The organism is Nonomuraea sp. LP-02 (genome assembly GCF_036289125.1).
GTDB classification, from domain to species: domain Bacteria; phylum Actinomycetota; class Actinomycetes; order Streptosporangiales; family Streptosporangiaceae; genus Nonomuraea; species Nonomuraea bangladeshensis.
This window is the reverse complement of sequence record NZ_JAXCLK010000001.1, coordinates 605,835-627,265: the sequence shown is the minus strand read 5'-3', so window position 1 is coordinate 627,265 and position 21,431 is coordinate 605,835. Positions and strand designations below refer to the sequence as shown.

20 protein-coding genes are annotated in these 21,431 nt (G+C 75.1%); 7 read left to right on the top strand and 13 right to left on the bottom strand.

Annotated elements, in window-relative coordinates; genetic code table 11:
* Nucleotides 1–47: 47 nt before the first annotated feature.
* Entirely contained in the window at nucleotides 48–833 is a 786-nt protein-coding gene (locus tag SMD20_RS02920; RefSeq protein WP_329574551.1) for an alpha/beta fold hydrolase, read from the top strand.
* Here SMD20_RS02920 and SMD20_RS02915 read toward each other — a convergent pair.
* The 5 genes from SMD20_RS02915 to SMD20_RS02895 all read right to left on the bottom strand — a co-directional run bounded on the left by SMD20_RS02915 (nucleotide 788) and on the right by SMD20_RS02895 (nucleotide 9,446).
* Nucleotides 788–3,097 carry a glycoside hydrolase family 95 protein gene (locus tag SMD20_RS02915; protein WP_329574549.1) on the bottom strand — a complete coding sequence of 770 codons (2,310 nt, stop codon included), beginning with the start codon at nucleotides 3,095–3,097 and terminating at the stop codon, nucleotides 788–790. The genes SMD20_RS02920 and SMD20_RS02915 overlap by 46 nt on opposite strands.
* An 89-nt stretch (nucleotides 3,098–3,186) precedes the next feature.
* Complete coding sequence (locus SMD20_RS02910) at nucleotides 3,187–4,368, bottom strand: Cmx/CmrA family chloramphenicol efflux MFS transporter (protein ID WP_329574548.1); 1,182 nt, start codon at nucleotides 4,366–4,368, stop codon at nucleotides 3,187–3,189.
* Nucleotides 4,369–4,634: 266 nt separating this feature from the next.
* Nucleotides 4,635–5,525: a hypothetical protein gene (locus SMD20_RS02905; protein WP_329574546.1), complete on the bottom strand. Its 891-nt coding sequence runs from the start codon at nucleotides 5,523–5,525 to the stop codon at nucleotides 4,635–4,637.
* 10 nt (nucleotides 5,526–5,535) lie between these two features.
* Nucleotides 5,536–9,219 (bottom strand): serine/threonine-protein kinase, encoded by a 3,684-nt coding sequence (locus tag SMD20_RS02900; RefSeq protein WP_329574544.1) that lies wholly within the window; start codon nucleotides 9,217–9,219, stop codon nucleotides 5,536–5,538.
* 47 nt (nucleotides 9,220–9,266) lie between these two features.
* Nucleotides 9,267–9,446, bottom strand: a complete 180-nt coding sequence (locus SMD20_RS02895) for a hypothetical protein (protein WP_329574543.1) — start codon at nucleotides 9,444–9,446, stop codon at nucleotides 9,267–9,269.
* Nucleotides 9,447–9,542: 96 nt separating this feature from the next.
* Here SMD20_RS02895 and SMD20_RS02890 point away from each other — a divergent pair, with 96 nt between their 5' ends.
* The 5 genes from SMD20_RS02890 to SMD20_RS02870 all read left to right on the top strand — a co-directional run bounded on the left by SMD20_RS02890 (nucleotide 9,543) and on the right by SMD20_RS02870 (nucleotide 13,020).
* The gene (locus SMD20_RS02890; protein ID WP_329574541.1) at nucleotides 9,543–10,019 is read left to right on the top strand and encodes a MarR family winged helix-turn-helix transcriptional regulator; all 477 of its coding nucleotides are present in this window, start codon (nucleotides 9,543–9,545) and stop codon (nucleotides 10,017–10,019) included.
* A complete protein-coding gene (locus SMD20_RS02885; protein WP_329574539.1) occupies nucleotides 10,016–10,741 on the top strand; it encodes a helix-turn-helix transcriptional regulator in 726 nt (241 codons plus the stop codon). Before SMD20_RS02890 ends, SMD20_RS02885 begins: the two co-directional genes overlap by 4 nt.
* Before the next feature lie 70 nt (nucleotides 10,742–10,811).
* Nucleotides 10,812–11,357, top strand: coding sequence for a hypothetical protein (locus SMD20_RS02880; RefSeq protein WP_329574537.1), 546 nt, complete (start codon nucleotides 10,812–10,814; stop codon nucleotides 11,355–11,357).
* Between the two features lie 106 nt (nucleotides 11,358–11,463).
* Nucleotides 11,464–11,943, top strand: a complete 480-nt coding sequence (locus SMD20_RS02875; RefSeq protein ID WP_329574535.1) for a DUF4396 domain-containing protein — start codon at nucleotides 11,464–11,466, stop codon at nucleotides 11,941–11,943.
* Nucleotides 11,944–12,024: 81 nt separating this feature from the next.
* The gene (locus SMD20_RS02870) at nucleotides 12,025–13,020 is read left to right on the top strand and encodes a C40 family peptidase (RefSeq protein WP_329574533.1); all 996 of its coding nucleotides are present in this window, start codon (nucleotides 12,025–12,027) and stop codon (nucleotides 13,018–13,020) included.
* A gap of 41 nt (nucleotides 13,021–13,061) precedes the next feature.
* Here the strand turns inward: SMD20_RS02870 and SMD20_RS02865 are convergent, their stop codons facing one another.
* Together SMD20_RS02865 and SMD20_RS02860 are read right to left on the bottom strand one after the other, a co-directional pair.
* The gene (locus SMD20_RS02865) at nucleotides 13,062–13,640 is read right to left on the bottom strand and encodes a TetR/AcrR family transcriptional regulator (protein WP_329574531.1); all 579 of its coding nucleotides are present in this window, start codon (nucleotides 13,638–13,640) and stop codon (nucleotides 13,062–13,064) included.
* Complete coding sequence (locus tag SMD20_RS02860) at nucleotides 13,637–14,428, bottom strand: SDR family NAD(P)-dependent oxidoreductase (RefSeq protein ID WP_329574529.1); 792 nt, start codon at nucleotides 14,426–14,428, stop codon at nucleotides 13,637–13,639. The genes SMD20_RS02865 and SMD20_RS02860 overlap by 4 nt, the downstream gene beginning before the upstream one ends.
* A 145-nt stretch (nucleotides 14,429–14,573) precedes the next feature.
* Here SMD20_RS02860 and SMD20_RS02855 point away from each other — a divergent pair, with 145 nt between their 5' ends.
* A complete protein-coding gene (locus SMD20_RS02855) occupies nucleotides 14,574–15,545 on the top strand; it encodes a glycosyltransferase family 2 protein (protein ID WP_329574527.1) in 972 nt (323 codons plus the stop codon).
* Nucleotides 15,546–15,581: 36 nt separating this feature from the next.
* Here SMD20_RS02855 and SMD20_RS02850 read toward each other — a convergent pair whose 3' ends face one another.
* The 6 genes from SMD20_RS02850 to SMD20_RS02825 are packed head-to-tail and all read right to left on the bottom strand — an operon-like array spanning nucleotide 15,582 to nucleotide 21,428.
* Nucleotides 15,582–16,808, bottom strand: a complete 1,227-nt coding sequence (locus SMD20_RS02850; protein WP_329574525.1) for a glycosyltransferase family 4 protein — start codon at nucleotides 16,806–16,808, stop codon at nucleotides 15,582–15,584.
* Between the two features lie 8 nt (nucleotides 16,809–16,816).
* Nucleotides 16,817–18,091: a hypothetical protein gene (locus tag SMD20_RS02845; RefSeq protein WP_329574523.1), complete on the bottom strand. Its 1,275-nt coding sequence runs from the start codon at nucleotides 18,089–18,091 to the stop codon at nucleotides 16,817–16,819.
* Nucleotides 18,079–18,837, bottom strand: coding sequence for an NTP transferase domain-containing protein (locus SMD20_RS02840; protein ID WP_329574521.1), 759 nt, complete (start codon nucleotides 18,835–18,837; stop codon nucleotides 18,079–18,081). The genes SMD20_RS02845 and SMD20_RS02840 overlap by 13 nt, the downstream gene beginning before the upstream one ends.
* Nucleotides 18,830–19,486 carry an HAD family hydrolase gene (locus SMD20_RS02835; RefSeq protein ID WP_329574519.1) on the bottom strand — a complete coding sequence of 219 codons (657 nt, stop codon included), beginning with the start codon at nucleotides 19,484–19,486 and terminating at the stop codon, nucleotides 18,830–18,832. Before SMD20_RS02835 ends, SMD20_RS02840 begins: the two co-directional genes overlap by 8 nt.
* The gene (locus tag SMD20_RS02830) at nucleotides 19,483–20,628 is read right to left on the bottom strand and encodes a 2-phospho-L-lactate transferase CofD family protein (RefSeq protein WP_329574517.1); all 1,146 of its coding nucleotides are present in this window, start codon (nucleotides 20,626–20,628) and stop codon (nucleotides 19,483–19,485) included. The genes SMD20_RS02835 and SMD20_RS02830 overlap by 4 nt, the downstream gene beginning before the upstream one ends.
* Nucleotides 20,625–21,428: a glycosyltransferase family 2 protein gene (locus SMD20_RS02825; RefSeq protein ID WP_329574515.1), complete on the bottom strand. Its 804-nt coding sequence runs from the start codon at nucleotides 21,426–21,428 to the stop codon at nucleotides 20,625–20,627. Before SMD20_RS02825 ends, SMD20_RS02830 begins: the two co-directional genes overlap by 4 nt.
* Between the last annotated feature and the right edge of the window lie 3 nt (nucleotides 21,429–21,431).

Here is a 21,431-nt window from a genome sequence, read left to right as displayed (position 1 = left end):
TGACACCTGAGTTGTCATATCGGCGAGAAAATGACACCTTGGTTGTCATGAACGACCTCTTCTGGCTCGACACCGGAGGCTCGGGCCCGCCCCTCGTCCTGCTGCACGGCGGCTTCCTCGACCACGGCATGTGGGCCGAGCAGATCCCGTACTTCGCCGGGCGGCACCGGGTGATCGCGCCCGACGCCCGCGGCCACGGCCGCTCGGGCAACGCCACGGGCCCGTACCGGCTCGCCGACGACCTTGCCGGCCTGCTGCGCCACCTCGGCACCGGCCCCGCGGTCCTGGCCGGCGTCTCGATGGGGGCGAGCGTCGCCGTGGACGCCGCGCTGGAGCACCCGGACCTGGTCCGGGCCGTGGTCGTCACGGGCGCGGGCACCTCCGAGCCGTACTTCACCGACCCCTGGACCGTCCAGGCCATGTCCACCTGGCACGCGGCGATGGCGGCCGGCGACCTGGAGGGCTCGATCGACGGGTTCATGGCCTTCGCCGCGGGCCCGCACCGCGTGGAGGCCGACCTCGATCCGCGCGTCACGGCCCGGCTGCGCGCCATGGCCAGGACCACCATGGCCAAGCACACCCCGGGCGAGCCGGTGCACCTCGTCCCGGTCCGCGACACCTGGGAGCGCGTCTCCAAGATCGGCGTGCCGGTCCTCGCCGTGCACGGCGCGCTCGACTCCCCCGATCACCTCGCCATGGCCGCGCGCCTGGCCGCCGAGGTCCCCGACGGCCGGGAGGCCACCGTCGAGGGCGCGGCGCACTATCCCAACCTGGAACGCCCCGGCGGCTACAACGAGATCGTCGGGTCGTTCCTGGACGACGTGATCGTGTAGGCCGTGCCGGCGTGGGCGGTCCAGGTGAGCGTGTCGCCGTCGCGGCGCGCGCCGACCTCGTGGCCGTGATCGTCGTGGACACGGCAGCGGTCGCCGACGAAGGCGGAGCGGACCGTGAGGGGGCCGGTCCGCCCCTTGCGGACGGTCACCGTGTCGGGGGCGCCGTTCCGCCAGACGGCGTCCACGGTGACGTCGCCGCGGGCGCGCAGGCCGCGTACCGAGCCGTCCTTCCAGGCCGAGGGCAGGGCGGGCAGCACGTGCACCACGTCGTGCTGACTCTGCACCAGCATCTCCGCGATGCCGGAGGCAGCGCCGAAGTTGCCGTCGATCTGGAACGGCGGGTGGGTGTCCCACAGGTTGTCCAGGGTGCTGCCCTTGAGCTGCTCGGCGAGCATCCTGTGGGCGTGGTCGCCGTCCAGCAGCCGAGCCCAGAAGTTGATCTTCCAGGCCTTGGACCAGCCGGTCCCGCCGTCGCCGCGCGCGGCCAGCGACACCTTGGCCGCCTCCGCCTCCGGCGTGCCGGGCCGGATCCGGTCGCCGGGGTGGAGGGCGTACAGGTGGGAGACGTGCCGGTGGGTGTCGTCCCGCGCGTCCCAGTCGCTCTTCCACTCCTGGAGCTGGCCCCACGAGCCGACGCGCAGGCCGTGGTCCAGCCCGGCCAGCGCCGCGCCCGCCTCGGCCTGGAAGCCGGCGTCGACGCCGAGCGTCCGCGCCGCCGCCAGGGCATTGGCCAGCGCCTCCCCGACGATCTGCTGCGACATCGCCGCGCCCGCCGAGAAGTCGCCGTGCTCGGGCGAGTAGCTGGGGCTGACGACGAGCGTGCCGTCGCGCGGGTCGGTGTGCAGGAAGTCCAGCCAGAACTCCGCCGCGCCCTTGATCACCGGGTACGCGGTCTCACGCAGGTACGTCTCGTCGCCGGTGAAGCGGTAGGTGTCGTACAGGTGCTGGGTGATCCAGGCGGCGGCCTCGGGGAACCAGAAGGCGGTGGGCCAGTCGTGCACGCCGGTGAAGCCGAACGGGGTGGTCTCGTCGTTGACGACCCAGCCGCGGGCGCCGTACATGTCCCTGGCGGTCCTGCGGCCCGGCTCGACCAGGGCCGCGATGTAGCGGATGTACGGCTTCGCGGTCTCGTGCAGGTTGGTCTGCTCGGCGAGCCAGTAGTTCATCTGCAGGTTGATGTTGACGTGGTAGTCGGCCGACCAGGGCGGGGCGGTGGAGGTGTTCCACACGCCCTGGAGGTTGGCCGGGAGCAGGTCGTTCTCCCGGGAGGAGGCGATGAGCAGGTAGCGGCCGTAGGCGAAGAACAGCGCCTCCAGCGCGCGGTCGGCGGCCGAGGCGCCGCCGGTGTAGCTCGCGCGCAGCCGGTCGGTGGGGATCCCGGCCGGGGCGGCGCCGCCGAGGTCGAGCGCCACCCGGTCGAACAGCTCGCGGTGGTCGGCGACGTGCGCCCGCCTGAGCTCGTCGTAGGGTGCGGCGGCGGCGGCGTCCACGGCGGCGGTGACCCTGGCGTGCGGATCGTCGCCCCGGTAGGCGGGGTAGGTGTCGGCGTAGTCGGTGCCGGCCGACAGCACGAGCACGGCGCTGTCGGCGCCGGTGACGATGATCCGGTCCTCCGCGTCCGTACGGGTGCCGCCCCGCACGATCACCTGCACCTGCGCCTCGAAGACCATCCCGTTGTCGCGCAGGCGGCCACGGATGGTGAGCCGGCCGCCGGCGGCGGTGACCGTCTTGTCCCCGTGCGGTGAGGTGTGGCGCAGCGTGAAGGAGACCGCGCCGGGCCGGTCGGCGGACAGGCGGCCGGCGATGACGCCGCCGGGGTTGCCGGCGAAGTACTCGCGCGTGTGGCGGACGCCGCCCGCGCTGTAGGCGACGCGGGCGACGGCCTCGCGCAGGCTCAGCTCGCGGCGGTAGCCCTCCGGGGCGGCGGGCGCGCCGGGGAAGTCGAGGAACAGGTCGCCGAAGGTCTGGTACGCGCCGTAGCCGGACCTGGCCTGGCCCAGCACGGCGGCCACCGCCTCCGGCGCCATCCTGCCGTCGCGGTCGATCCGCCGCCGGACCTCGGCGATCGCGCCGGGACGGGGGCTGTTCCAGTTGCCGAAGTCGTAGCCAGGGGAGCCGGGGCCGCCGGTCCAGAGCGTCTTCTCGTTGAACTGGAGCCGCTCGCGGGCCACGCCGCCGAACACCATCGCACCCAGGGGGCCGTTGCCGATGGGCAGGGCCTGGGTCTCCCAGTCGGTGGCGGGCTTGTCGTACCAGAGGGTCAAGTCATCGGGTGTATCGGCGGGCGGTAAACCGGCTGAAAGCATGAGAGCGATGATAAGTGGCCCCCGCCGCGCAGGCGAGGGCCCTTTTGTTAGACCCGGAGGTCGGATGAATGGTCGCCGGCGCTCGTGAAGAGGGTCCTGCGGGCCAGGACGCCGACGAGCAGGGCCGCCGCCACCAGGACGACGGCGGCCCACGCGGGCGAGCGGTGGCCGAGACCGGCGGCGAGGGCCAGGCCGCCGAGGGCGGGCCCCACGGCGGCGCCCACGTTGAGCGCGGCCGTGGCGAACGAGCCGCCGAGCGACGGCGCTCCGGACGCCGCGTACAACGCCCGCGCGATGAGGGCCGAGCCGACGGCGAACGCGAGCGCCCCCTGGACGAAGGCGAGCAGGACGGCGGCGACCGGATTGCCGGCCGTGGCGGCGAGCAGCGCCCACCCGGCGAGCAGCGCGATCCCGCCCCCGGCGAGGAGCTGCGCCGGCCGCGTGTCCGACAGCCGGCCCGCGACGCTCACCCCCGCGAACGAGCCGAGCCCGAACAGCGCCAGCACCGCCGGCACCCACCCCGCCGCCAGCCCGGCGACCTCGGTCACCAGCGGGGCGAGGTAGGTGAAGACGCAGAAGGTCGCGGCGTTCACGAGCGCGGCCAGCACCAGCACCACGACCACCCGCGATTCCCTCAGCACCCGCACCTCCCCTCCGGCACTCCGCGCCGGCGCGTCCTTCTCCGGAGTCGCGGGGATGCTGCGGAGGACGGCGTACAGGGCAGGGAGGCAGGCGAGGGCCACCGCCCAGAAGGCCGCGCGCCAGCCGAACGCCTGCCCGAGCACCGCCCCTCCCGGCACCCCAGCGACGCAGGCCAGCGTGACGCCGCCGAGCAGGACCGACGTGGCCCGCCCCTTGGCGTCCGGCGGCACCATGGCGACGGCCGCCGCCAGCCCCACCGCGAGGAACCCGGCGTTGGCGACCGCGGCCAGGACCCGCGTCACCAGCAGCACGCCGAAGTCGTCGGTGACCGCGCCGACGACGTGCACGAGCACGAACACGACCAGGAACGCCGTCAGCGCCCGCCGGCGCGGCCAGCGCATGCCGGCCACCGCCATCAGCGGCGCGCCGACGATCATTCCGGCGGCGAAGGCCGACGTCAGCGACCCCGCGGCGGAGACGGAGACGCCGAGGTCGCGGGCGAGGTCCGGGACGAGGCCGGACAACATGAATTCCGAGGTCCCCTGCGCGAACACGGCCAGCGCGAGGACATAAAGGGCCAAAGGCATGAGTTGCGACTCCACAGCCACGTCGAAGAACGACCCCGGCAGATGGGCACGGGGTTCCGGTCCGTACGACGGCGATCCGGTGGCTGGAAAGGCGCAGTCCACGACGGGCCCGGGCGGCGAAGAGCGGACGCGGGCGCGACGGCATGCTGCGGGGCGCCACCGGATGACCGGTGGCTAGAGTCTTGACGCCTCAGGGCCGGACGACATGATCACACCCTAGTCAGGGGCCCGGCCGGGCGTCCAACCGGTTTCGCCCGGCCCGGGGCTCAGGGGTAGTCCGCGATCGCGGACGACGAGCCGTAACCGCCCGAGGCGGAGAAGGACGCCCGCCACCGGCCGTTGCTGCGCGGCGTGATGACGGTGAACCGGCCGGAGGGGTTGCCGGTGCTGTGGTCGGTGACCGAGACGCCGCCCTTGGACACGGTCACGGCGAGGTCGTCGAGCCGCGTATGACCGTTCCTGGTGCGCAGGATGCCGGAGTGCTTGAGCCGGTCGTCCGGATAAGGGCGGATCGTGTACTTGACGATCTCGGTGCCGGGGAGCGAGCTCGTGCGGAACGCCCGGCTGCGCGACCCCATGAACGCGGGACCGCCGTCCAGCTCGGCCCGCCAATCGCCGTCCTCCTCCGGGGCCGTGGCGAGCGCGCCGAACGTGCCGTCGTCGCCCGTCAGGGTCTGGGTGACGAGGTGCCGGCCGCAGGTGTCCGCGCCGTGGAAGCCGATGTCGACGATCTGCCCCGCGAGCGGCGCCCAGTCGCCGCCGCTCTCGATCTCCACCCTCCCCTGGAGGACCAGCCACTCCCCGGCCTCCGCCTCGCGCGGCCGCAGCTCGAACGAGGCGAAGCGGGTGCGCGCCTTCGCGCCCTCCCGCTCGACCCGGAACTCCCTCACCACCGTCGCGATGCCGTCCGTGACCTGCACCCGCCAGACGCCGGCCGGCGCGTCCGGCGGGAAGGCGTACGTGGCCTGCCAGTCGCACGGCGGCGGCGCGGCGGTCAGGTCGAGCTTCACCGGCGGCCCGTCCGGCGGGACGAGCAGCCCCCGCGCCTCGGGCACGCCGAAGGCGACGACGAACGTCACCTCCACGGGCGCGGCGCCCACCACGACGGGGTGACGGGTGATCTCGATGGACCCACTGGTGACACACGGCATCGTCATGCTCCTCGGCTCAGCACACCTTCCGGTACGGCGTCCACGGGATCAGCCGCCGCCACGTGGCCGGCGAGAGCGTTCCGCCGGCGCGGGCGCACACCTCCCGTACGAGGGCGCCGGGGTCGAGCGGGTGGACCGCCAGCCGGCCGTCCGGGCCCACGCTGTGCAGGGCGCGGCCGTCCCGGCTGACGGCCAGGGCCAGCACCGCGCCCTCGTGCCGGGGCACCGGCAGGCCCAGCGAGACGCCGTGCGCCAGGTCCCACAGCCACACCTTGCCGTACGCGCCGGCCGCGGCCAGCGTGCGGCCGTCCGGGGAGAAGGCGAGGGCGTCGATCTGCTCGCCCTCCTCCGCGCCGACCGGCAGCCGCCGCGGCGGACCGGCTCCGTCCCACAAGGTCACGCCCTCGGTGGTGGCGCCGGTGGCGAGGACCTTGCCGTCCGGGCTGTAGGCGATGGCCCGTACGCCGTCGGCGGCGGCGAACGGCGCCTCGGCGGTCCGGCCGGTACGCAGGTCGAACAGGGCGTTGTCCCTCCCGTTGACGGCCAGCGCGCCGCCGTCGGGGCGGAAGGCCATCCGGGAGCCGCCGGTGTGCGGGAGGACGGCGGTCCTGCGGCCGGTCGCCACGTCCCACTCCTCGGCGCGGGCGCGTCCCCGAGCGGCCGACTGCGGCGAGACCACCAGCGTGCGGCCGTCGGGGGCGAAGACGAGCCCCTCGACCTCGTCGGCCCCCGCGATCGGGACGGCGCGCGGCCTCGCCGGGTCGCCGGTGTCCCAGAGGGTGACCGTGGCGGGGTAGGACGTGCCGACCGCCAGGGTGCGGCCGTCCGGGCCGAAGGCGAGGGCGGCCGGGGAGCCGCCGGCCGCCGGGACGAGGCGCGCGACGCGGCGGCGGGCGGCGACGTCCCAGAGCTCGGCCGCTCCTGCGCGCCAGATGGCCACGGTGGCGGCGCCGGGCGCGAACGTGGCCGCCCCGGCCGACGCCACCAGCGGCGGGGGCGCGGCGACGTCCAGCACGACGGCCCTTCCACCGGGGCCGAGCGCGACGAGCGTCCGGTCGCCGGGGCCGAAGACGAGCTCGGCGGGCGGCTGCGCGAGCGGCCACACGAGCAGCGGGTCGTCCCTGCCCGCCGCCCAGAGCGCGAGCGCGGCCCCGTCGTAGGTGGCCAGCCGCCGCCCGTCCCCGCTGAAGACCAGAACCCGCGCCTGCACAGGCAACCGCCCCCGCCAGACGGGCCCGGCGGGCGCGGCGGGGGGCAGGCCGGTCAGGTGGACGGTGGCGTTGTCGGCCACGGCCAGGGTGTTCCGGCTGAGGGCGACCGCGCGGCCCGGTGCGGTGGCCAGGCGGTGTCCCCGGTCCCACAGTTCGTAGCGGCCGCGGGAGACGGGTACGGCCAGGTGCCGGCCGTCCGGTGTGAAGGCGACGCCCAGCGCCTCGGGGACGTCCAGCGGGAGCGGCCGGGCGCCGCCCGCCGTCAGCTCCCAGACCCGTGCCCGTCCGCCGGGGGTGACGGCGGCGAGCAAGCGGCCGCCGGGGCCGAAGCCGAGCCATTCCGCGCCGCCCGCGATCTCGCCGAGCCGCCGGGCGGTCGCGACGTCCCAGGTCCTGATGGAGCGGGCGTCCGCGGCGGCCAGCAGGGCCCCGTCGCCGCTCAGGGCGAGAGCGTGCGCCGGCCCGCCGATCCCGCGTACGGTGACCGCCGGGACGCCGGACGAGCCCGGCGTGGCGACGGGCAGGCGCCAGAGGGTGGCGGTGTCCCCGTCGGCCAGGGCCAGGGTGCGGCCGTCGGCGCTGAGCGCGTACCGGGCCCCGCCTCCCACCCGCACCGGCGGCGTGAACGCCCGCAGCTCGCGCTGGGCGAGCGAGCTGTGCAGCGCCGCCACCGCCTGCGGGACCGCCGCCACCCGCCAGGCCGCCACGCTGAGCAGCATCGCCGTGGCCGGATCGTCGCTCCTGCTCGACGCGGCGAGCTGGGCGATCCGGAGGGCGGCGGCCTCGTCCCGCTGCCGGGAGCCGGCCCGGTCCTGGGCGACGGCGACGGCGGTGGCGGCGAGGACCAGCGCCACGAGCGCGGCCATGACGCCCGCCGTCCGCCTGCGCCGCCGTGCCCGGCTGCGGGTGCGGGCGGCCGACTCCTCCAGGAACGCGTGCTCCAGCGAGTTCGGGCGCAGCAGCCCGCCACCGCTCCCGGCCCAGGCCAGGGCGTCGCGCAGGGCCGTACCCCGGTACAGGTCGTCGGGTTCGCGGCCGTGGTCGTCCCACAGGCGGGCCGCCGCGCCGAGCGGGCCGTGCACCGCCAGGCCCGGCCGGTCGGCCTCGATCCAGCCGCGCAGCCGGGGCCAGGCGCGGATCAGGCCGGCGCCGGCCAGGGTCACGGCGTCGTCGCGGCGTACCAGCAGGCCCTCGCCGGCGAAGCCGTCCAGCACGCGGGCCACCGCCTGCGGGTCGGTTGTGGGGTCGGACAGCTCGTGCACGTACGCGGTCCGCAGCGCGCCGTCGGCCCCGTCGGCCCCGTCGCCCGGGAGGACGAGGCGCAGCAGGACACGCGGCACGACCTCCCTGTCCTCGGGGCCCAGCTCGCCGTAGACCTGCTCGGCCAGCTCGGCGGGCGACGGCTCGACGGCCGCCGCCGGGCGGAGCAGTCCGGCGGCGGCCCGGCTCCCCTGCCGGAGCAGCCGATCCGTGTCGTCCCGCCGATCACGCGTATCGGCCCCGGCGGGCGGGGGTGGCCCGGAGGGCTGGGGCGTGAACTCCTGCGGGAGGCTCGCGTCGCCGTCCTGGCTCCGGGGCGGCTCGGGGCGGGCGAGGAGTTCGGGATTGGTGAGGACCTCCGGCCTGGCGAGACCGTCGGGGGTCAGCAGGGCCTCCGGGAGCAGCCGCTTCGGGGCCCAGCCGCCGACCAGGCGGAGCAGCAGCGTCGCGGCGTCCGGCCGGGCGTCGGCGTACAGCGACATCGCCGCCTCCACCAGCTCCCGCAGCCCCGGCAGCGGCACGACGGAGAAGTCCGGCCGGTGGTTCAGCACCCGGTAGCGCACCAGGGTCACGTCGCCGCCGCTGTCGCCGGCGAACGGTGAGCGCCCGCTGGCCGCGTACAGGAGGACCGCTCCCCAGGCCCACACGTCCACGCCGGGTCCGCCGCGCTGGCCGGCCAGGCGTTCCGGGGCCATGTACGCGGGAGTCCCGGCGGCGGCGCGGCCCTCGTTCGTGAGCGTCATGCCTCCGGCGTGGGCGATGCCGAAGTCGATCAGCCGCGGCCCGTCGGGCCCGAGCAGCACGTTGTCCGGTTTGAGGTCGCGGTGCACGATGCCCGCCCGGTGGATGCTGGTGAGCGCGGTGGCCATGCCGACCGCCAGCCGGTGCAGCGAGTCGTCGTCGAGCGGCCCGCCGGCCTCGACCGCCCGCCGCAGGTTGGGGCCGTCGACGTACTCGCTGACGATGTACGGCGGCAGCGCGTCGAGGTCGGCCTCCAGGACGCGCGCCGTGCAGAACGACGCCGCCCGCCGCGCCGCCACGACCTCCTTGGCGAAGCGGGAGCGCATGTCCCCCTGGTCGAGGTACTCCTCCCGGAGCGCCTTGATCGCGACCCGGCGCCCGGCGCGGTCGTACCCCTCGTAGACAACCCCCTGCCCGCCCGCTCCGAGACGTCTGACCAGCCAGTAATCCCCGAGCTGTCGCGGGTCTCCCGGGAGAAGGAGCCCCATGTCCTCTGCAGAGGCCGCGACGGGCCCCGGTGATACCGGAGGCGTCGTTACGAGTAGAAGTGCATGACGATCGCCAGGCCGACGAAGTGCATGAGCACCACGGAGACGATGAGCGCGATGAACACGAACTTGGCCGGGCCGTGCTCGAAGTGCTTGCCCTCCTTCAGCGGCGGCAGCTTGGCCTGGCGCTCGGCGATGCGCTCCTCAAGCGGCTTGCGGTGAAACACGGCGGTCCTTCCCGGCGGTTGGTTTGCGTACTCACGTTTGGGAGGCTAATAGTTGGTACACAAAGAAAGTTACCAGAGGCCGGCGGAGGTCCCCTCATGGAGGACGTGACAGAGGTGACGGACGTGATGGAGATCACGGACCCGCTGGCGCTGGAGCGGCAGGTGTGCTTCGCCCTCAGCATCGCCGCGCGCAGCGTGATCGGCATCTACCGGCCGCTGCTGCAGCCCATGGGTCTCACCCACCCGCAGTATCTCGCGATGCTCGCGCTCTGGCAGCACGAGCCGCTGTCGGTGAAGGAGCTCGGCGAGCTGCTCCAGCTCGACCCGGGAACGATGTCTCCGCTGCTGAAGCGCCTGGAGGCCCTGGGGTACGTACGCCGCGAGCGCAACAGCAGGGACGAGCGCGCCCTGTCGGTCACCCTCACGCCCGAGGGCAGGGGGCTGCGGGCGGAGGCGGAGAAGATCCCGCCCGCCATCGTCTCCCGGCTCGGCATGGGCCTCGACGAGCTGCAGGACCTGCACCAGGCGCTGACCCGCCTCACGGCCGCCGCCCGGCGCCACCCGCCGGCATGAGCGACGGCGTGTCGCTGGAGCGGCTGACCCGCCGCCTGGAGGAGGTCGTGGGCGAGCTGCGCGGCCTCCCCGTGGACGTCGAGCGGCTGGAGGACAGTTCCGTCGTACGGGACCGGATCCTGCGGGCCGCCCGCACCGCCCGCGAACTGCGCGCCATGCACCCGGTGGGCTCGCAGGACACGGGCCGGCAGGAGCAGCGCAGCCGGCGCGACGTGCTCGACGTCCTGGAGGGCGGCGTGTCGATGCGGACGATCGTGCACGCGAGCGTGCTCGACGACCCGGTCAAGGCCGCCCGGATCCGGCAGCTTCACACGGCCGGCGACCTGCACCGGGTCGTGGACGAGCCGATCCAGCAGGTGCTGATCTTCGACCGGGCGGTGGCGTTCGTCCGGCTCACCCCCGTCCCGCAGGCGCCCGGAGCACTGGTGATCCGGCAGCAGAGCCTCATCGCCGCGCTCGTCGACCTGTTCGAGCTGACCTGGGCCAAGGGGCGGGAGGTCACCGAGCCGGCGCACCGGCTGACCGCGCGCGAACGCGAGGTGCTGGCGCTGATCGCCGAAGGACGCTCCAACGGCGCGGTCGCGCGGGCGCTGTCGATCACCGAGGCGGCCGTCGGCAAGCACGTGGCCGGCCTGTTCGCCAAGCTGGAGATCCCGGCGGGCGCCGACGACAACCGGCGGGTGCTGGCGGTGCTCGCCTATCTCCGGGGCGCCGTTCAATAGGGGTGGCCCTACCTCGTCCTCGCCCTGTCCCCCGTGTGGGCGCGGCGCCCGGGGCCGTTCAATGGGCGGCATGCAACGCATGACAGGTCTGCTCATCGGCGCCGTATTCGGCGCCGTCTTCGTCGTGGTCAACGCGCACGCGCCGCTGAACGGCGCGGTGGCGACGTTCCTCAGAGTGGCGGCCTGCCTGGCCGCCGCCGCGGTCGCCGCGATGTGGTTCACCGCCGCGCGCGGGCGGCGGGCCGGGGAGGGCGGCGGCGGGCCGATGTTCGGCCGCGGCTACCTGGCGGTGGTGGCGGCCGAGGTGCTGCTGCTGTTCGGGGGGCTGCGCGTGCTCGCCGCGTGGGAACGTCCCGTCCAGGCCAACGTGGCGTGGATCGCCGTGGTGGTGGGCGTGCACTTCGTGGCGCTGGCGCCGATCTGGCGGACCTGGGACATCGCCGTCCCCGGGGCGCTGCTGGCCGGGCTCGGGGTCGCGGGCCTGGTCATGACCGGGACGGCGGCGATCGCGTGGGTGCCGTTCGTCAGCGGCGTGCTGTCGGGGGTGACGCTGCTCGCGGGGGCCGTCGCCGCCGGGTGGCGCGCGGTGGCCTCGGCGGCCAGGACGGCCGCCTGACCGCCGCCTGACCGCCGCCGGTCCGCCGCCGGTCCGCGCGACCCGGGACGACACCCGTATACCCCCTCCCCCTATACTTCCTGATGCCATCCCCCTAAGGAGCGTCATGGAACACGGCGATCATCATCACCCGGCCCCCGCGCATCGCACGGCCACCTGGGCCGCGGCCGCGCAGGCGACCCTGCACTGCCTCACCGGCTGCGCCATCGGCGAGGTGCTCGGCATGGTCATCGGCACCTGGCGCGGCCTGTCCAGCCCGGCCACCGTCGTGCTGTCCGTGGCGCTCGCCTTTCTCTTCGGCTACGCGCTCACCATGCGCGGCGTGCTGCGGGCCGGCGTGGACTTCCGTACCGCGCTGAAGGTCGCGCTGGCCGCCGACACCGTCTCCATCGCGGTGATGGAGGTCCTCGACAACGCCGTGATGCTGCTCGTGCCGGGCGCGATGGACGCGGGCCTGGGCAGCGGCCTGTTCTGGGGGGCGCTGGCGGGCTCGCTGGTGACCGCCTTCGTGCTGACCACGCCCGTGAACAAGTGGCTGATCGGGCGCGGCAAGGGGCACGCGGTCGTCCACCGCTACCACCACTGACTCCTCGTTGAACGCGCCCGCCGCCGCGGGCGTACCTCCCTATGGGCCGCCCACCGGACAGGGAGACCACGAGGAGGCTGAGTGGCCGTGCCAACAAGGGCCGCGCGCGCGGCGGCGCTCACCACGGCGCTCACCACGGCGCTGGCCGTCGCCGTGGTGGCCGTCCACCCCGGCGCCGCGCTCGCCGAGCCGACCCCCGCCCAGGCCAGGGCGAAGCTGGTGAAGCTCAACGAGCAGGCGGACCAGCTCGTCGAGCAGTACAACCAGGCGAACGAGACCTACCGGAAGGCCCGCGCGAAGTACGCGGCACTCGACGCCGAGATCGGCCGCAAGGACGCCGCTGCCGCCGCCCTGCGCCGCGACCTCATGGCCGCCGTGGTCAGCGACTACCAGATCGGCTCCGTGGACGGCTGGGCCAGGCTGATGGGGCAGGGCAGCCCGGAGGCGCTGCTCGGCGGCGTGGCCTCGCTCGACGAGATCGCGCGGGCGCGGGCGGCGAAGCTGCGCGCGTACGAGGCCGCCGGCGCCGACCTGCGCCGGCGGCACGCCCAGGCCCAGGCCGTCCTGGCGGAGGCGGAGGAGGCCCGCGACAAGGTACGCGGCCGGCGCGACAAGGTGGACAAGATGGTCGCCGAGCAGACCAAGCTGCTGCGCCGCCTGGGCACCTTCCGCACCGGCGACCCGGCGAGCCGCGGCATCCCGTACACCGGCCCGGCCTCCGGCAGCGCCCGCGCGGCCCTCCGGTTCGCCTTCGCCCAGGTCGGCAAGCCCTACCGGTACGGCGGCACGGGGCCGGGCTCCTACGACTGCTCTGGCCTCGTCCAGGCCGCGTGGCGGGCGGCCGGGGTCACGCTGCCGCGTACGACGTACACGCAGTGGAGCTGGGGCGCCTCCCGCCGCGTCCCCCTGACCGCCCTCCAGCCCGGTGACCTGCTGTTCAGCAAGGGCCTCGGCCACATGGGGATGTACGCGGGCGGCGGCAAGATGGTGCACGCCCCGCAGACCGGCGACGTCGTCAAGGTGGTCGACCTCGACGGCTACTGGCGGGGCCGCCTGGTCGGCGCCGTCCGCCCCTGACCGGCGCCATCGTCCTCGGCCCTCCAGACCTTGCCGGTGCATCAGGGGCTCAGGGAGCGCCAGATGCGGTCGGGCAGGATGCGCGCCGCCTCGGCCAGGTCGATGCCCGGCGCGCCGGCCAGCCACCGCCTGCTCACCTCGGCGACCGGCCCGATGAGCAGCATCTCCACCTGCGCCTCCGGCAGCGGCGCGACCGTTCCCGCCGCCATGTGGCGGCCGATCCAGTCGTTCAGCCGCGCCAGCCGCTCCGCCTTGCCGGCCGCGATGCGCTCGGCGTGCGGCCCGAGGTCGATCGCGTACGGCCCCGCGTGGATGAAGCGCGCCTTGTCCGGATGGCCGCCCGTGAAGTCCAGGTACGTCCTCACCGCCCGGCACACGCCGTCACGGGCGTCCGCGGCGCTCTCCACGGCGGCGATCAGCGCGTCGAGCAGCTCGGCCATGCACCGGCTGTACAGCGCGGCCGCCAGCCCCTCCAGACTGCCGAAGTGGTGGTACAGGCTGCCCATGCTGACGCCGCTGCGCTCGGTCACGGCCCTCAGGGTGAAGTCGCCGGGGTGCACCTCCAGGGCGGTGTCGAGGAGCTTGGTGATCGTCTCGGCGCTGCGCTTGTGCGGGGTCACCGGGCCGCCGTCAGCGCCTCGGCCTCGTCCCAGACGCGCCGGGCGAGGTCGCGGTCGCGGGCCGGCCCCTCCAGCGGGACCTCCCTGCTCTGGTCGAAGTAGCGGCCGGTGCCGGTGTCGCGGGCGAGGGCGGCGACGGGGGCGGCGCCCTCCTCGGGCGTGGCCCACTTGCGTTTGGCGGCCTTGAGCAGCCAGCCGAGCGGGCCGCCGCGGTCGCCCAGCCCGGTGCGGATCACGCCGGGATGCACGGCGTCGATGGTGATCCCCCGGTCGCGCCAGCGTTCGGCGAACAGCGGCACGGTCAGCAGGTTGCACAGCTTGGTGTCGGCGTAGGTGCGGAGGGAGGAGAAGTCCGCGCCGACGGCGGTGCGGCCGGGCTCGGCCCGGCCCTTGACGTAGAGTCCCGCGCTGACCTGCACCACCCGCCCGAGCCGGTCCTCCAGCAGGCGGTTGAGCACGAACGGCGCCAGGTGGTTGACCGCGAACGACTCCTCCAGCCCGTCGCCGGTCAGGACGCGGCGGCTCGGCCAGAGCCCGGCGTTGTGCACGAACACCTCGACGCGCGGGCACCGCGTACGCAACTCCTCGGCCAGCCTCCGGACGGACGCCACGGTGGTGAGGTCGCCGGGCACGCACTCGACGTCGCCCGCGAGCGCCGCGGCGGCCCGCCGGCCCTGTACGGGATCGCGGGCGACCAGCAGCACCTTGTATCCGTCGGCCGCCAGGCGGGCGCACACCGCGTACCCGATGCCGCGATTGCCGCCGGTCACCACCGCGAGAGAGGTCATGGCAGAGCAGTTTTCTGGAGAAATGCTCTAATTTCAAGACAGGCCGCCCGCGCGGCACCCCGGTCGGGCGCGATGCGGGATCATGGAGAGGTGGCCGGGGCGTCGCAGCCGGCCGTCAGGACGAGCCGTTGCCGAGGGGTCCCCCGTGACGAGAGTTTCCCTGATCGTGCCCTGCTACAACGCCGCGCGGACCCTGCGTCTGTGCCTGGAGTCGGTGCTGGCGCAGACCCGCGTGCCCGACGAGATCGTGGTGGTGGACGACGCCAGCTCCGACGGCTCCCCCGCCCTGGCCGAGGAGCTGGGCTGCCGGGTCGTACGCCTGCCGGACAACCGCGGCGTCTCCGCGGCCAGGAACGCCGGCGTCGCGAGCACCACCGGCGAGGTGATCTTCTTCCTGGACAGCGACGTGGCGCTGCGCCCCGACGCCGTGGGCAACGCCCTGGCGATCCTGGAGTCGGATCCGGGTGTGGGCTGCGTGCACGGCGTGTACGACACCGAGCCGCTCATCGACGACGGCCCGGTCGAGTGGTACCGCCTGCTGCACCAGGTGCACTGGCGCAGCCGGCACGTGGGCGAGGTCAACAGCGTGGTGTTCGCGCTGGCCGCGGTGCGGCGCGAGGTCCTGGAGGCGGCGGGCGCGCTGGACGAGAGCCTGCGCGACTGCGAGGACGTCGAGTACAGCAGCCGCCTCGCGGTCCGCACCAGGATCGTGCTGTCCGACGCCGTGGTGGGCCGGCACGACGAGGGGCACCGGCTGCTGCCGGTCCTCGGCGAGCAGTGGCGGCGGGCGCTGCCGCTGATCCCCCTGGCGCTGGCCACCGCCCGGCGCGGCGCGGCCAAGCCGGAGAACGCCAACAGCCGGGCCGGGATCCTCGCCTGCGCGCTCGCCCTGGCCTGCCTGCCGCTGGCGCTGCTGTCCCCGGCGCTGCTGGCCGTGCCGGTGGCGCTGGTGGGGTGGTTCGTGGTGGCGGATCCGGGGTTGCTGCGGTTCGTGCACCGGGAGCGGGGGGCGGGGTTCACCGCCTACTTCATGGCCGTGCACCTGGCCGTGCACGTCGTGCTCGTGGCCGGGCTGGCGGTGGGCTCCCTGCGCGTGCTCCGCCCGGCCAGAACCTGAAGACGCGCGGGCGTCGCCAGGGCTTGGGACGGGGCGTCAGGGCTTGAGCGCCGCGTCGTAGACGGCGAGCGTCTCGGCGGCGGCGCGTTCCCAGCTCAGCCCCTCCCTGACCAGCCGCTCCCCGCGCCGGGCCAGCGCCCGCCGCAGCGCCGCGTCCGACATGACCTCGACGACGCCGCGCGCGATGTCGGCGGGCTCGCTCGCCCGTACGAACCGGACCGCGGGCCGCGCCGGGTCCGGCCCGATGAAGATCCGCGAGAAGCCGTCGCCGAGCACCACGGCCCGCCCGAGCGCCATCGCCTCGGTCGCCACCAGCCCGAACGGCTCGAACAGCGACGGGAACACGCACACCTCGGCCAGCTCGTAGTACGCCATCAGCTCCCGGGCCGGTACGAACCGCCCGGAGCACACCACCTGCCCGCTCAGCCCGGTCGCCGCCGCGATGCGCCGCACGCCGGTCTCGTCGCCCTCGCCGGCGATCACCAGCCGCGCCCCCGGCACCTCCTTCACCACCTCCCGCATCGCCTCCAGGAGCTGGTAGACGCCCTTCTGCCGTTCGATCCTGCCGACGAACAGCAGCACCCGGTCCCGCTCGGCGAGCCCCAGCGACCGGCGCAGCTCCGCCGCCTCCGCCCGCAGCGCCTCCCGGTCGAAGGCGGGGCCGGCCAGCGCCGCCTCGTACGTGCCGCCGAGCGGCACCACGTCGATCGGCGTCCGCCGCCACCCGGCGGCGAGCAGTTGCTCGCGCACCTCGGGCGTGGCGACCACGACCCGCCGCGAGACGCGCGCCAGCCACCGCTCCAGCGCGGCGAACAGGTTGAGCGGGTCGGTGATGCTGCGCTGCGGCGCGACGCCGTACTCGGTGGTGTGGACGTGGAAGACGACCGGCAGCCGCAGCAGGTAGTGGCAGAGCAGGCCGGCCAGGAAGTTCGTGGAGTCGTGCACGGCGACCAGGTCGGGCCGGGGGCCGCGGCGCAGCCGCCGCACGTAGCGCCAGTTGCTGGCCACCACGCGCGCCGTGAGCAGCAGGAACTCCGCCCGCCTGGTGCGGTTCAGCCGCCTGCCGCCACCGGGGAGGCGTACGCGCGGGCGGTGCACGGCGACCCCGTCCACCCGCTCGTCCACGGGCAGGGCGCCGTCGTTCGGCGTGTGCACGGTCAGGTCGTGGTCGCGGGCCAGGTGCGGGGTGATCAGCTCGACGTACCGGCCGAGTCCCGCGGTCACGTTGGGCGGGAATTGGTTGACGATGCAGGCGATTCTCATGACGTCCTTCACGAGCGGTATCTCCGGGCGGCCGTCGTCGCCACGACGGCCAGCAGGACCAGGTTGACCAGCGCGAAGCCCACCAGCCCGCCGGTGAGCCCCTCCTGGCGTACGCAGACGGCGAGGACGGCGAGCGCGGGAGGCGCGCTCACCAGCAGGCAGCCGGCCAGCACCTTCGCGCCGCGCACCCCGTCCATGGACAGCGCCACCGAGTACAGGTTGAAGGCGGTGTGCAGGCCGATGCCGAGCGCGGACAGCGCCATCAGCTCCGGCGCGTACGGGTAGGCGCCGCGCATCAGCAGGAAGAACACCAGGCTCGCGGCGAAGGAGAGCACGGCCGTCGCGACGGCCACGGCGGGCGCCAGCCGAGCGATGCGCCGCATCAGCTGGGGTTTGTCGGTGGTGGCCATGAGCGGCAGCAGCGCCAGCCCGATCCCGTCGGTGAACACCACGCCCATCAGCCGTTTGGGAAAGCCGTTGTAGACGGAGTAGACGCCCACGTCGGCCGCCGGCGCCCAGTGGTTGAGGAAGATCACGTCCACCCCGAACAGCACGCCGCTCAGCGCGGCGATCGCGGTCACCCAGCCGCCGTGCCGGTACAGCGTCCCGGCCAGCCGCGCCGACCAGGCCCCGAGCCGCGGCCGGGCCGCCACCACCGCCACCACGGCGAACCCGGCGTTCGTGACGATCAGCGCCGCCAGGTACGGCTCCGCCTCCCGCACGCCCAGCACCAGCAGGCAGTAGCAGGCGGCGCCCAGATAGCAGAGCGCGACGGCCAGCTTCAGCCACGCCACGAACGCGAAGCGCTTCAGCCCCCGCAGGAAGCTCTCCGCGAGCTGGTTGACCGTCATGGACGCGGCCAGCGCCAGCCCGGCGGCCAGCGTCCCGGTGTCCACGTTCAGCGCGGCGGTGAGCAGCGGCGCGGCCAGCAGGGCGAGCCCGGCGAGGGCCGCGCTCACGGCCAGCGTGGCGAGCAGCGCCGTCGTCAGCAGCGCGGGCCGCTCCTCGAGGGTGGCGCGCGGCAGCTCCTGCAGCATGACGTAGTGAAGGCTGGTCAGCATGCCGACGGTGACGATCAGCGCGATCGACAGCACCACCGTGAAGTCGCCGAACGCCGCCGCCCCCGCCCCGCGCGCGATCACCAGCGTGGTGGCCGCGGCGATCCCGCTGGCCAGCGTGCTGACCAGGGTCGGCCCGGCCGCCCACCGGTGCGCGGCCAGCCAGCCGCGCACCAGGCCCGCGGCGCGCGTGCTCCGGCGCTCCGGGGCGCTCAGTCCGGGCACCGCAGGTACGTCCGGCGGGCGAACTCCAGGTCCTCGGGCGTGTTCACGCCGCGCGCCTCGGCCGGGTCGGCCACCGGCACGACGGTCACCGGCCGGCCCTCCACCCGCGACAGGTGCGCCAGGAACGGCAGGAAGTTCACCTCTCCGGTGGCCGCGCCCCGCCCGGCGCCGGCCGCGTACCGGGCCCAGGCGGCCTCCAGCCCGTCCGTGGCCAGGCAGAACACGCCCACGTCGCTGAGCCCGCCGGGCCGGCACTCCTCGCCCTCCCTGGACTGCCGGACGCGGACCAGCTCGCCGCCGGCCAGCTCGTACTCCACGTACGGGTCGGCCATCGCGACCAGCGGCAGCGTGATGCCCTTGCCGGGGTGCGCGGCGAGCACCGCGCGCACGGTCTCCGCCGACAGGTTCGCCTGGTCGCCCCAGACCACCAGGATCGTCTCGTACGCCGCCCAGTGCCGGGCCGCCGCGCCGAAGATCGCGTCCCCCATGCCCGTGGGCCGCTCCTGGACGCTCACCGACACCCCGCCATCAGCCAGGTCCGTGGCGGCCAGCTCGCGGAACGGGTCCTCCCCGTCGGGCGAGACGACGACGTGGACGTGCCCGGCGGCCGGGCGCAGGCGCCGGCGCAGCAGGTGCCAGAGCGTCACGCCGTCCGCGACCTCGATCATGATCTTCGGTACGCCGGAGCCCAGCCGGGTCCCCCGTCCCGCCGCAGGGACGACGGCGCACACCCCCCGCTCACTCACTGCCGTTCACCTCTTCTCCCACCAGGGACACCACGTCGTGCAGGCTGCCCGCCCCGATCGCGCCGGGCGTCGGCGCGGCGGTGTGGACGTGCAGCGTCGCGAGGCCCGCGCCGAGCGCCGCCGCCACCCCGTGCGCGGAGTCCTCCAGCACGACCGCCTCCGCCGGGTCCACGTCCCAGCGGCGGCAGGCCAGCCGGTAGACCTCCGGGTCGGGCTTGCTGACCGGGACGTCGTCGGCGGTCAGCACGTCGCGGAAGGCGTCCGCCAGCCCGGCGGCGGCGAGCGCCCGAGCCACGGACGCGCGGCTGCCACCGGTCACCACGTACGCCGTCCGCCCGCCGGCGGCGAGCCTGTCGAGCAGGAGGCGCGCCCCGGGGAAGGGCCGGACCCGGCCGGCGCGTACGTGCTCGCGGTAGAGCTCCTGCTTGCGCCCGGCCAGCCGATCGGCCACGCCGGGGTCCCCGGTCAGGCGGGCGGCGACGGCGGCCGTGCTCGCCCCGGCGTGCTCGGCGTACCTGAACCCGGCCAGCCGGGACGGGACCAGCTCGGCGATCGCCTGGCGGAAGGCGGCCTCGTGCGCGGGAAAGGAGTCCAGCAGCGTCCCGTCGAGGTCGCACAGCCAGACGCGCCATGGCCGCTCTCCGCTCATCCGGCCCGCGCCAGGGGCGTCTCGCCGAGCAGCGCGCGCAGCGCCGCCACGGTGCGGGGGCCGTGGTGCTTGCCGGGGCGGCACGGATCCTCCAGGTCGGCGGCGATCCAGCGGGCGCCGGCCCACGTCCCCCGCTCGGCGACGGCGCGCGGCACCGCCGGCCCGCCCGCGGAGCCGTCGTGGCTGAGGATGTGGGTGATCAGGCGGCGTTCGTTGCCGGGGTCCCCCAGGTACGCCAGCGCCCGGTCCACCAGGTCGGTCGCGCTCAGCCCCTGGACGTCGTGGTCGCTGCCCACGTTGACCACGAACACCCGCGCCGCCGACCGCCCTCCGGCGACGGCCTCGGCCACGCCCTGGGTGAGGTAGCTGGGCAGCAGGGAGGAGTGCGGCGTCCCGGGGCCGTACACGACGAGGTCGCTGTCGGCGAGCGCCCGCAGCGCGTCGGGGTCGGGCGCGGCGGGGACGGCGCGGCGGGCCAGCAGCTCGCGCACCCGCTCGGCGGGCAGCCCCGCGAGCCCGGCCAGCTCGGGCCCGGTGAGCGGCGCGGGCAGCAGGAACAGGCCGGTGATGGCGGCGGCGTCCTGCGGCCCGACGATGTCGGCCTCGTCGGCCAGCACCCGCCCGTCCTGCTTGAGCGCGACGAGGTAGGCGTTCGCGCCGTCGGTGACGTTCAGCAGCCGCGCCGGGGTGGCGAACGCGCGGGCGCAGGCCCGTACGGCGGCGTTGAAGTCCTCGCCGAGCCGCAGGTACGCCCCCGCGAAGACCAGGTTGCCGAGCGCGCAGTCCGCCAGGTCGAACCCGCCGGGGTCGGCGGCCAGCCGCGCGGCGAAGATCCGCAGGTCGCGTGCGACCGCCTCGGGGGCGGCCCCGGCGATCCTGTCCAGGTCGGCGAGGGTGCTGCCGGGCGGCAGGCGGTGTTCGAGCAGCGCCCGGCGCGGGTCGTCGCGGCCCAGGTGGAGCAGGAGGTTCTTGCGGAAGTCGGACGGGCCGAGCATGCCGGGCAGGTAGCGGCGCAGCGCGCCGGTGGACAGGCCGTTGTCGTAGCCGTTGACGAGCAGGGCGAGGTCGAGGCCCGGCGTGCGCAGCAGGGCCCGCGCGATGCCGGCCGCGCCCCGGCCGCCGCTGAACATGGCCACCCTCATCGGGCCTCCCGGACGGGCACGCCGACGTGCTCGCTCGGCTCGGGCGGGCCCGGCTCAGGTAGGCGCGGCTCGGGTACGCGCAGCACGCCGCGGCGCAGCAGCCAGTGCCGCAGCCCGAGGTAGCCCACGAACAGCGCCCGGTCGCGCGCGCCGCGCCAGAACCGCCAGCCGCGGCTGCCGCCGCCCCGCTCGCGGTGCTCGATGGGCAGCTCCGTCCAGGTGTGGCCGAGTTCGGCGACGCGGGCGGTGATCTCGGTGGAGCAGTTCATGCCCGCCGACTCCAGCGGCAGCGCGCGGAACAGCGGCCCGTGCACGACCTTGAAGATGGAGTTGAAGTCGCGGTAGCGGGTGCGGTGCAGCAGGTTGCTGACCGCGCCGCTGGCGGCCGACCCCCACCGGTACGGCAGACTGTCGGCCTTCCTGATCCGCGCCCCTGACAGCGCGAGCACGCCGCCGGCCTGGATGCGCCCGATGAAGGCGTCCAGGTTGGCGATCGGGAACTGGCCGTCGGAGTCGAGCAGGACCACCCATTCCAGGCGGGTGGCCGCGATGGCGGCGGCGATGGCCGCGCCCGCGCCCCTGTTGCGGGCGAAGGTGACGACCGTGAGCCGCGGGCAGCCGGCCTGGAGCTCGCGCAGGATCCGGCCGGTGCCGTCCGAGCTGCCGTCGTCGCAGACGACGATCTCCCACGCGCCGACCTCGGGGTGGCGCTCCAGGTAGTCGCGCCACTCGGTGACGGCCGCCGCGATGTTGTCCGCCTCGTTGTAGGCGGGGGCCGCGACCGAGATCTCGATGGGCATCGG